The organism is uncultured Eubacterium sp., assembly GCF_934295145.1.
Lineage (GTDB): Bacteria > Bacillota > Clostridia > Lachnospirales > Lachnospiraceae > Eubacterium_I.
Map to the genome: position 1 here is coordinate 47599 of NZ_CAKRAS010000013.1, position 10947 is coordinate 58545.

The 10947-nt window shown below is 42.1% G+C and carries 7 protein-coding genes and 1 tRNA gene; 7 read left to right on the plus strand and 1 reads right to left on the minus strand.

Annotated features, from left to right (window positions below):
* Nucleotides 1-114: 114 nt before the first annotated feature.
* The 4 genes from Q0I54_RS04200 (at nucleotide 115) to Q0I54_RS04215 (ending at nucleotide 2979) form a co-directional block, all read left to right on the plus strand.
* Nucleotides 115-1383 carry a diaminopimelate decarboxylase gene (locus tag Q0I54_RS04200; RefSeq protein WP_296116703.1) on the plus strand — a complete coding sequence of 423 codons (1269 nt, stop codon included), beginning with the start codon at nucleotides 115-117 and terminating at the stop codon, nucleotides 1381-1383.
* Nucleotides 1384-1466: 83 nt separating this feature from the next.
* Nucleotides 1467-1548, plus strand: a tRNA-Leu gene (locus tag Q0I54_RS04205).
* Nucleotides 1549-1730: 182 nt separating this feature from the next.
* Nucleotides 1731-2129 carry a BlaI/MecI/CopY family transcriptional regulator gene (locus tag Q0I54_RS04210; protein ID WP_296116704.1) on the plus strand — a complete coding sequence of 133 codons (399 nt, stop codon included), beginning with the start codon at nucleotides 1731-1733 and terminating at the stop codon, nucleotides 2127-2129.
* 151 nt (nucleotides 2130-2280) lie between these two features.
* Nucleotides 2281-2979 carry a hypothetical protein gene (locus Q0I54_RS04215; RefSeq protein WP_296116706.1) on the plus strand — a complete coding sequence of 233 codons (699 nt, stop codon included), beginning with the start codon at nucleotides 2281-2283 and terminating at the stop codon, nucleotides 2977-2979.
* 282 nt (nucleotides 2980-3261) lie between these two features.
* Here Q0I54_RS04215 and Q0I54_RS04220 read toward each other — a convergent pair whose 3' ends face one another.
* On the minus strand, nucleotides 3262-4362 hold the full coding sequence (locus Q0I54_RS04220; protein ID WP_296116708.1) for a prephenate dehydrogenase: 1101 nt from the start codon (nucleotides 4360-4362) through the stop codon (nucleotides 3262-3264).
* Nucleotides 4363-4737: 375 nt separating this feature from the next.
* On the opposite strand from Q0I54_RS04220, the gene Q0I54_RS04225 reads away from it, so the two are divergent.
* The 3 genes from Q0I54_RS04225 (at nucleotide 4738) to Q0I54_RS04235 (ending at nucleotide 10874) form a co-directional block, all read left to right on the plus strand.
* Complete coding sequence (locus Q0I54_RS04225) at nucleotides 4738-6807, plus strand: translation factor GTPase family protein (protein ID WP_296116710.1); 2070 nt, start codon at nucleotides 4738-4740, stop codon at nucleotides 6805-6807.
* 325 nt (nucleotides 6808-7132) lie between these two features.
* Complete coding sequence (gene leuS, locus Q0I54_RS04230; protein ID WP_296116711.1) at nucleotides 7133-9544, plus strand: leucine--tRNA ligase; 2412 nt, start codon at nucleotides 7133-7135, stop codon at nucleotides 9542-9544.
* 274 nt (nucleotides 9545-9818) lie between these two features.
* Nucleotides 9819-10874, plus strand: a complete 1056-nt coding sequence (locus tag Q0I54_RS04235; RefSeq protein WP_296116712.1) for an endonuclease — start codon at nucleotides 9819-9821, stop codon at nucleotides 10872-10874.
* The last annotated feature ends 73 nt before the right edge of the window (nucleotides 10875-10947 follow it).

Genomic DNA, 10947 nt, shown 5'->3' on the forward strand with positions numbered 1-10947 from the left:
GACGCTAAAACAACCCATTGTCAGGAAAAAATCCTGACGATGGGTTGTTTTTTTTAGTCCTTTTGTGTATGATGGAAAACGAGAGAAAAAGTGATACGACAAGGAGAAAACAAAATGAAAAAAGAACCATTTGTTACCAAAGAGCAGATTGAGGAGATTGTGAAATCCTATCCGACTCCTTTCCATTTATATGATGAAAAAGGAATCCGCGAAAATGCAAAAGCGGTGAAAGAAGCATTTGCATGGAATCCGGGATTCCGCGAGTATTTTGCAGTAAAAGCTACGCCGAACCCGTTCTTATTAAATATCTTAAGAGAATATGGATGCGGAGCTGACTGTTCTTCCATGACAGAGCTGATGCTGTCTCATGAGATTGGAATGTCCGGCGAGGAGATAATGTTTTCCTCTAACGATACACCGGTAGAAGAGTTTGTGTACGCAAATGAGATTGGTGCAACCATCAACCTGGATGATTTTACACACATTGATTTCCTGGAGAAAGCGATCGGCAAGTTCCCGAAAACAATGAGTCTTCGTTACAATCCGGGCGGAGTGTATACACTGAGCAACGGTATCATGGATAACCCTGGCGATGCAAAATACGGCTTTACCAAAGAGCAGCTGTTTGAAGGATACAAACTTCTGAAAGAAAAAGGTGTAGAACGTTTCGGTATCCATGCATTCTTAGTAAGTAATACCGTTACAAACGATTATTATCCGACACTGGCTCGTACTTTATTTGAGTTATGTGTGGAAATCAAAGAAAAACTTGGTATCAAGATCAGCTTTATCAACTTGTCCGGCGGTGTTGGAATTGCTTACAAACCGGATCAGGTTCCGAATGATATCCGCGCGATTGGTGCGGGCGTTCGGAAAGTATACGAGGAAGTACTTGTTCCGGCTGATATGGGTGATGTTGCCATCTATACTGAGATGGGAAGATTTATGATGGGACCGTATGGCTGCCTCGTTACAAAAGCAATTCATGAGAAACACACTTACAAAGAGTATATCGGCGTGGATGCGTGCGCAGCGAACCTGATGCGTCCGGCTATCTATGGCGCATATCATCACATTACGGTTGCCGGCAAAGAGGATGCACCTTGTGATCATAAATATGATGTGGTTGGTTCCCTTTGCGAGAACTGCGATAAATTTGCCGTAGACCGCATGCTTCCGAAGATTGACATGGGTGATTATTTGGTGATCCATGATACAGGTGCACATGGATTTTCCATGGGATACAACTATAATGGACGTCTCCGTTCTGCAGAAGTACTGCTGAAAGAGGATGGAAGCGCACAGCTGATCCGTCGTGCAGAGACACCGAAGGATTACTTTGCAACCTTTGACTGTTTTGATATTATCAAAGGTCTGGTGTAAAATGGAGTAAAATATAAATTTTTTCTTGCATTTTGTATACCTGTATGATATGATAAGCGTGTTCGGTAAAAACCGAACACCTTGCCGCTGTGGCGGAATTGGCAGACGCACTTGACTCAAAATCAAGCGGGTAACTCCGTGCCGGTTCGAGTCCGGCCAGCGGCATTTTGATTAGAAAACAGGAAGGTGTATACTTTCCTGTTTTTTAAAAATGCAGAGAAAATATTAACGGAGAATATAAAACATCCGATATTAAAAAAAATGTAATGGCATTTTTGATAAGGAAATTTATATTATAGAGGAACTAGGAACTTAAAGAAAGGCATCGAACGCAAGGGGGCGAAAGCATGATTGACAGAACTAACAGATATTATTTGACAACAGCGGAAATGCTCGTGATGCGTGCTATCTGGCTCGCAGATCACGATATGGTTTTAAGTGAAGTAGTAAAAGCCTGCAATGCAGTGTATGGCAAAAACTGGAAACCTCAGACAGTAAGTACTTATCTGAGCCATCTGGTTCAGAAGGAGTTTTTACGGATGGATCGTAATGGTAAGATTTACAGCTATCATCCAATCGTAGAAGCATCAGAGTATATGAAGTATGACGTGCAGAATTTCGTAGAATTCTGGGGCATGACACCGGCTGAAATGATGAAGAATTATCTGGAAATTCGCGGATCTTCCAAGGAAGAGCGTGATGAAGTGCGTGCACTGATCACAAAGATGGAAGACGCGGGCAAATAACATCAGATATTATTGAGATAGAAACAAAAAATGTGCATAAAAAGTCAGGAAAACAGCATTTCTTGACTTTTTTTCTTTTTACCATTAAAATGTAGTGGAAATTTTGATCAACGTAGAAAGATTACTTTAAAAGAAAGGCAGACTAATAAAAATGAAAAAAATTATTGTGGGGTTATTAATGACAGCGATGATCTGTTCTCTGGCAGCCTGTGGAGGAAAGAATCAGACGGGGGCTAATACAGATGCATCTGCTGCAGGCGAGGCATCCGCTCTGCAGGAGACAGGAAGTACTTCAGCAGATGCAGAGAAAGAAGAAGCAGCTTATGTGCCGGGACAGTGGAACGGCGAAGTATACACAAACACATCTCTTGGAATGAGCCTGACATTGCCGGAAGGATGGCAGATCGGTACGCAGGAAGAGATTGACGCAGTAGAAAATGCGGGTCAGCAGGTGACTGGCAACACGGATTCTTCCAGTGATGTAAGTAACTATGAACTTTATATTTACAATCCGAATACCGGATCAGCAATTGCAATGATGACAGAAAATCTGGCTGTATTTGGAGATGTGACAGCGCAGCAGTATGCTGAGACACTTTCAGAGCAGCTGTTGAGCTATCAGGATCAGGGCATCACATACAGTCTGAATCCAATCAGCACAAAGACAATTGGAAAGACAGAGTTCGTATCCTTTGACGGAATTGCGGATTATCAGTCCAATAACATTTACCAGTGTTATGCGATTGCGGAAAACGGCGGATGCATGATCACTATGATCATCACAGGACCTTCCGATACGGGACAGAGTGAATGTGAAAATGTCATTGCTTCTATTCAGGCCACAGAGTAAATAGAAAAAGATGGAACAATTATTTGAAAAGATTATTCAAATGACTGTTTCATCTTTTTTTGTTTTGATAGGAAATTACGATGAATTTCCTATCAAACAAAAGCACTTCGTGCAAACGATGCGCACTCGCACGAGAAGAAATTCTTGCTTCACAAGCGTGCTCGGCGCGGGCAAGAAAGATGTGCTATTGATAATTTTAAACGCGTAAGTGTGTGATAGCACACTTTCTTGTATTATTCAAATGTTACTATTAGACAAACTAAAATAATAGATATCACCTTTTTATTTCTCATATACGGTGTAATGATATTTTCGTAACAGTTCTACTGCATGATCATAAGCATCTGCTTCATAAAACTCCACCTGTAAAACACCCTGTTGGAATTCGCGGTTGTGGATGATGCCGATGTTTTTGATGCTGATGTTGTTGGAAGCCAGGATCGTAGCAATGGTAGCGATTCCTCCGGCCTCATCGATCAGGTCGCAGAACAGCTGGTAAACCGGACGGATCGGACCGCGGTAGGAGATGTTGAAGGAATCACGATATTCCTTGGCAGAACTGAAAAATTCTTTGATTTCCGCCGGATGGCTTTCCGCAATGGTATTTCGTGTCTGCTGCAATGCACTGACGTAAGTATCGATCAGTTCTAAAATCTGGCTTCGGTTTGCCACACAGATATTTTCCCACATGGTAGGATCTGAGGATGCGACACGGGTGATGTCTTTGAAACCGCCGGCAGCGATCGTGCGCAGTGTTTCGTCAGAGTCATCCAGATTTTTCACTAAATTGACCAGTGTGGCTGCAATGACTGTCGGCAGATGGCTGATGGAACCTACGGAAAAATCATGTTTTTTATAATCAAGAATCAGTGGAACTGCACCGATGGATGCCACAAACTGTTCGAATTCTTCTATTTTTTTGGGCGAAACCGTATGGGTCGGGGTAAGAATATAGTACGCATTTTCAAGCATGTAAGCAGTGGAATATTCGTAGCCTACGTGTTCCGTTCCGCACATAGGATGACCACCGATAAAATGTCGTTCCAGATCCGGGTATTTCTGAATCTGCTCATGGATGCCGGTTTTGACACTTCCCACATCCGTTAACAGCATATCATCATGCAGGATGCCGGATAATTCCCGGACATAGTCTGCATTGTTGAGAACAGGGGCACACAGATAGATATAATTACAATCGGAAAATCCTTTGCCAACCTGATCCAGTGCTTCTGAGATAATGCCTTCGGATAATGCGGCATCAAGAGTGGCACGACAGGTATCATAAGCGACGATCTGAATATCCGGATAGATGCGATGCACCGTCTTTGCTACAGAACCGCCGATATGTCCAAGGCCGATAAAGCCGATTTTTTCTGGAATCATAATGTACCTCCTTCATAATGTTATTTTATATTTTTATGATTCGCATGTCACAGGAAAAGAACCTTTTGAAAGATAATTGGAACTTTGTATGGTGACATCTTTTGCCATGATAACGCATTTACATGAAAAAGTCAACACTTTAAAGCGTAAAAGCGAAATGCAAGATGGCAGAATACTGGATGGAATTGTTTTATGGAAGTGTGTCATGCAGGAAGTTTGGCTGAGTACTGCTCCTGTTCAGAGAATTTCTTCGCGTAGAAAGTAATTGTGAGATAATTATGATAAAACTTGTGCATTTTTTATAAAAAGGTTGCAAAAAAGAGAAAAGTTTAGTAAAATATAACCATGATTTTTTTATGTATTGGAGGAAATGACATGAACGTTTATACTACTGACAAGATCCGCAACGTGGTTTTACTGGGACACGGGGGTTCCGGAAAAACGACAATGGTTGAAGCAATGGCTTATCTGTCCGGAATTACCAATCGTATGGGTAATGTCGCAGATGGCAATACCATCAGTGATTACGATAAAGAAGAAATCAAACGTGGTTTTTCCATCAGCACTTCTGTAGTCCCGATCGAGTGGAGAGAAACAAAGATCAACCTGTTGGATACTCCGGGATTTTTCGATTTTGTCGGTGAAGTAGAAGAAGCTGCTGCAGCAGCTGATGCGGCAATTATTGTGGTAAATGGCAAAGCCGGTGTAGAAGTCGGTACACAGAAAGCATGGGAGATCTGTGAGAAATATAATCTTCCACGTATGATCTGGGTTACAAATATGGACGATGATAACGCAAGTTTCCGTCAGGTAGTCGTAGACCTGCAGGAATTATACGGAAAGAAGATAGCTCCGTTACATTTACCAATCCGTGAAAACGGACAGTTTGTTGGCTATGTCAATGTCATTCAGATGAAAGCAAAACGTTGGAAAGAGGATGGAACTGTTGATAAGACAGATGTTCCGGATTATTCTTTTGAAAACCTTGAGATCTGCCGTGAAGCATTATTAGAGTCTGTTGCGGAGACAAGCGAAGAATATATGGATCGTTATTTCTCCGGTGACACCTTCTCCGAGAATGAGATTCGTCAGGTATTACATACAAACGTATGCGATGGCAGTATGGTTCCGATTTCCATGGCTTCCGGCACAATGGCAAAAGGTATCTACACCTTACTGGATGATATTGTAAAATATTTACCAAGCCCGGAGAAAAAACAGTGCAAAGCCATCAATGTTAAGACAAATGAAGTATATGATGCAGACTTTAACTTCGCAAAAGCAAAGAGTGCATATATTTTCAAAACCATCGTAGATCCATTTATTGGAAAATATTCTCTGATCAAGGTTACATCCGGTGTTATCAAGACAGACGATGTGATGTACAACGAAGAGCACGGTATGGATGACAAAATCGGTAAATTATATGTACTGCGCGGAAACAAACCGGAAGAAGTACCGGAGCTGCACGCCGGCGACATCGGAGCACTTGCAAAATTAAATAAAGTTGTGACAACTGATACCCTGTCCACAAAGGCAACACCGCTTACCTTTATCAAGACAGCAGTATCCAAACCATATACATATATGAGCTACAAACCGGTAAACAAAGCCGATGTGGATAAAGTTTCTCAGGCATTACAGAAAATGATGCAGGAAGACCTGACACTGAAAGCTGTCAACGACAGTGAAAATCATCAGTCTCTGCTGTATGCTATCGGTGATCAGCAGTTGGATGTAGTGGTAAGCAAATTAAAAGAGAAATACAAAGTAGAGATTACATTAGAACAGCCGAAGGTTGCATTCCGTGAGACCATCCGCAAGAAAGCAGATGTCGAGTACAAATACAAAAAACAGTCCGGCGGACATGGACAGTATGGTCACGTTAAGATGACATTTGAACCATCCGGCAATCTGGAAGAAGCATATGAATTTGATCAGATCGTGGTTGGCGGTGCTGTTCCGAAAAACTACTTCCCGGCAGTAGAAAAAGGTATTCAGGAATCCGTAGAGCGGGGACCGTTGGCAGGTTATCCGGTAGTGGGGGTAAAAGCCGTATTATACGATGGATCTTATCATCCGGTAGATTCCTCTGAAATGGCGTTCAAGACAGCAGCAATCCAGGCATTCAAAAAAGGATTTATGGATGCTTCACCGATTCTTTTAGAGCCAATCGCTTCAGTAAAAGTATTGGTACCGGACAAATATACCGGTGATATTATGGGAGATTTAAATAAACGCCGTGGCCGTGTACTTGGAATGAATCCGGTAGATGGTGGCAAACAGGAGATCATCGCAGATGTGCCGATGTCCTCACTGTTTGGTTACAATACCGATCTTCGTTCTATGACCGGCGGCAGCGGAACTTATGAGTATGAGTTCGCACGTTATGAGCAGGCTCCGTCTGATGTGCAGGAGAAAGAGGTGGCTGCGAGAGCGGAGTAAAATTTAATGTTTGAAGGGAAATCGGAAGATTTTGCCTCTGCAGCTTGCCGAGGAAAAATCTTCCGATTTTCCATTCCAGTAATGTAAATTTTACGGGACGCAGCTGACAATCGCTGCCAAGTAGAATGTTTCCTTTTTTCATTTCAGTAATGTAAATTATACGGACGCAGCTAACAATCGCTTGTCGTGGAAAACTCTTCCGATTTCTCTAATTCGGTAGTGAAAAAGGTATTCGAAACCTTGACAAATGCAGTGGTTGTGTTAAAATTTCTACAGACTATGTCCACGAATGAGAAAGAGGGACAATCTGTTAGGAGGAATGAAAATGGCTGTACCGTACAATCACAGAGAGATTGAACAGAAATGGCGCAAAATCTGGGAAGAGCACCCGGTTAATGTAAATGATGGTAAGAAACCGAAATATTACTGTCTGGATATGTTTCCATATCCGTCAGGTAATGGTCTGCATGTAGGACACTGGAGAGGATACGTTATCTCCGATGTATGGAGCAGATATAAAATGCTGAATGGATATTATCTGATTCATCCGATGGGATGGGATGCATTCGGACTTCCGGCTGAGAACTACGCGATCAAGATGGGCGTACATCCGGAGAAATCCACAGCAGAGAATATTGCAAATATCAAACGTCAGATCAAAGAAATCGCGGCTGTTTATGACTGGGATATGGAAGTAAACACAACCGATCCGAACTTCTATAAATGGACTCAGTGGATTTTTGTAAAAATGTTCAAAGCAGGTCTTGCTTATCAGAAAGAGATGCCAATTAACTGGTGTCCGTCCTGTAAGACAGGTCTTGCAAACGAGGAAGTTGTAAATGGTAAATGTGAACGTTGTGGCGCTGATGTTACCAAGAAAAACCTGAATCAGTGGATGTTAAAGATCACAGCATACGCTGACCGTCTGTTAGATGATCTTGACAAACTTGACTGGCCGGAGAAAGTTAAAAAGATGCAGACTGATTGGATCGGAAAGAGCCACGGCGCAGAAGTTAACTTTAAGGTTGAGGATACAGACAAAGAGATCACTGTATACACTACAAGACCGGATACTTTACATGGTGCAACATTCCTTGTTCTGGCTCCGGAGCATGCAATGGCGAAAGAACTTGCAAACGATGATACAAGAACAGAGGTAGAAGACTATATTTACCAGTCTTCATTGAAATCTTCTGTGGACCGTCTGCAGGATAAAGAGAAAACAGGTGTATTTACCGGAAGTTATGCGATCAACCCGATCAACGGTGCAAAAGTACCAATCTGGCTGTCTGATTATGTATTAGCTGACTACGGTACAGGTGCGATCATGTGTGTACCGGCTCATGATGATCGTGACTTTGAGTTCGCAACCAAATTCAATATCCCGATCATTCAGGTTATCGCAAAAGATGGTAAAGAAATCGAGCATATGACAGAGGCCTATACCGAAGCAAAAGGAACCATGATCAACTCCGGCGAGTGGAACGGAATGGAATCTTCAGTACTGAAGAAAGAAGCTCCGCACATCATCGAGGAGAGAGGCATTGGTAAAGCTACCACAAACTACAAACTGAGAGACTGGGTATTCTCACGTCAGCGTTACTGGGGTGAGCCGATTCCGATCGTTCATTGCCCGGATTGTGGACCTGTTCCGGTTCCGGAAGAAGAACTTCCGCTGTTATTACCGGAGGTTGAGTCCTATCAGCCGACAGGTACCGGTGAATCTCCGCTGGCAGATATTACAGACTGGGTAAACACAACCTGCCCATGCTGTGGAAAACCTGCAAAACGTGAGACAAATACGATGCCGCAGTGGGCAGGATCTTCCTGGTATTTCCTTCGTTATGTAGATAACAAAAATGATAAAGAACTGGTTTCCAGAGAAAAAGCAGACAAATATCTGCCGGTTGATATGTACATCGGTGGTGTAGAGCATGCAGTACTGCATCTGCTTTACTCCAGATTCTATACAAAATTCCTGTGTGATATCGGTGTGATCGACTTTGACGAGCCGTTCCACAAACTGTTTAATCAGGGTATGATCACCGGTAAAAACGGTATCAAGATGAGTAAATCCAAAGGAAACGTAATCTCACCGGATGATCTTGTACGTGATTACGGCTGTGATTCTCTGAGACTTTACGAACTGTTCGTTGGACCGCCAGAACTGGATTCTGAGTGGGATGATAGAGGAATCGACGGTGTATACCGCTTCATTACACGTTTCTGGAAGCTTGTACTGGATAACAAAGATGCTGATGTCAAAGAGACAAAAGAACTGGCAAAAGTTCGCAATAAACTGGTTTACGACATTACCACACGTCTGGAGAGCTTCAGTCTGAATACCGTTATCTCCGGATTCATGGAGTACAATAACAAACTCATCGATATGGCGAAAAAAGGCGGCGTAGATAAAAAGACATTAGAGACATTTGTTGTTCTGATGGCACCGTTTGCACCACATATCAGCGAGGAACTGTGGAACCAGCTTGGTCACGAGGATTCTGTATTCCATGAGACATGGCCGACTTACGATGAGAATGCTATGAAAGATGACGAGAAAGAACTTGCCGTTCAGATCAATGGAAAGACAAAATGCGTTGTTACACTTCCGGCTGATGTCAGCAAAGAAGATGCCATCGCAGCAGGTAAGACAGCACTTGGTGATAAGCTGACAGGAAATGTGATCAAAGAGATTTATGTTCCGGGCAGAATTATCAATATCGTAGCAAAATAGGAAATAAAACCAAGGTGATAAAGCAAGAAAAGGCATCCGTTTTTAAGGATGCCTTTTTCTTTTGATAGGAAATTACGATGAATTTCCTATCAAATGAAAGAACTTCGTGCAAACGATGCGCACTCGCACGAGAAGAAATTATTGCTTCGCAGGCGTGCTCGGCGCGGGCAAGAAAACTGTGCTATTGATAATTTTATTCGCGTAAGTGTGTGGTAGCACACTTTCTTGTTTTGTCAAAAGAAAAAGTTTAGTCTAAAAAGGAAAAAGAATTATTATGAGAGGAAAAAAGATTTTAAAAGGAATTGGGATTATACTACTAAGTATAGGATTATTTGTGGCAGCAGTGCTAATTTTTTATACAGTGCGGGAATATCGTCCAAAATCCATTGAATTGTTGGAGACTGGTAATGGTACGAAGTCATTGTCTGAAGGAAATTCTTTTTCTGTGCTGACATACAATACCGGTTATGCAGCCTTGGACAAAGAGGAAGATTTTTTTATGGATGGCGGAAGTAAAGTGCAGCCGGATACCAAAGATGTTGTAGAAAGAAACCTTGCGGGTATTTCTAATATTTTAAAAGAGCAGGCGGCTGATTTTTATTTTTTGCAGGAGGTGGATATTGATGCAAAACGTTCGTTTCACATCAATGAACGTGCCTATTATGAAGATGCATTGAATATGAGTAGTATTTATGCATGTAATTTTAAGTGCGATTTTGTGCCATATCCGGTTCCGCCAATTGGAAAAGTAGAGGCAGGTCTACTTACCATGACAAACTATCAAGTGGATAGTGCAAAGAGAATCAAACTGGCAGAATCATTTTCCTGGCCAGTAAAAACTTGCAATTTGAAACGATGTATGCTGGAGACAAGAATTCCTATTGAAGGAACAGACAAAGAATTAGTGTTGATCAATTTCCATCTGGAAGCGTATGACAGCGGAGAAGGAAAGAAAATCCAGAGCCAGATGCTGGCAGACAAACTGCAGGAAGAATATGAAGCAGGAAATTATGTCATTGCAGGAGGTGATTTTAATCAAACATTTGAAGGTCTGGATACTTATAAAATTCATGATACGGACAGTTGGGTGCCTGGAACAGTGTACAAAGAAGATTTGCCAGAAGGATTTGATTTTGCAGTGGCAGACAATGCGCCAACCTGTCGTTTGTTAAATGGACCATACAGTGGAAATTATGAGGATTCTCAGGTATATGTCATTGATGGGTATATTGTATCTGATAATCTGCGGGTGGATCAGGTTGAGGTTATAGATACCGATTTCGAGTATGCAGATCATCAGCCAGTGTCCTTACGGGTGACTTTGAAGTAAATTCTTGTTTAGGGTAATTTGGAACAAGCAGAAACGAACTCCAACAAGAACCTGAAAAATTTTCTGTGACCAC

Coding starts and splice junctions, on each gene's coding strand:
- Q0I54_RS04215 (WP_296116706.1), top strand. CDS start 2,281: ATGAAAAAAATTATTGTGGGGTTATTAATGACAGCGATGATCTGTTCT.
- Q0I54_RS04220 (WP_296116708.1), bottom strand. CDS start 4,362: ATGATTCCAGAAAAAATCGGCTTTATCGGCCTTGGACATATCGGCGGT.
- leuS (WP_296116711.1), top strand. CDS start 7,133: ATGGCTGTACCGTACAATCACAGAGAGATTGAACAGAAATGGCGCAAA.
- Q0I54_RS04235 (WP_296116712.1), top strand. CDS start 9,819: ATGAGAGGAAAAAAGATTTTAAAAGGAATTGGGATTATACTACTAAGT.
- Q0I54_RS04200 (WP_296116703.1), top strand. CDS start 115: ATGAAAAAAGAACCATTTGTTACCAAAGAGCAGATTGAGGAGATTGTG.
- Q0I54_RS04225 (WP_296116710.1), top strand. CDS start 4,738: ATGAACGTTTATACTACTGACAAGATCCGCAACGTGGTTTTACTGGGA.
- Q0I54_RS04210 (WP_296116704.1), top strand. CDS start 1,731: ATGATTGACAGAACTAACAGATATTATTTGACAACAGCGGAAATGCTC.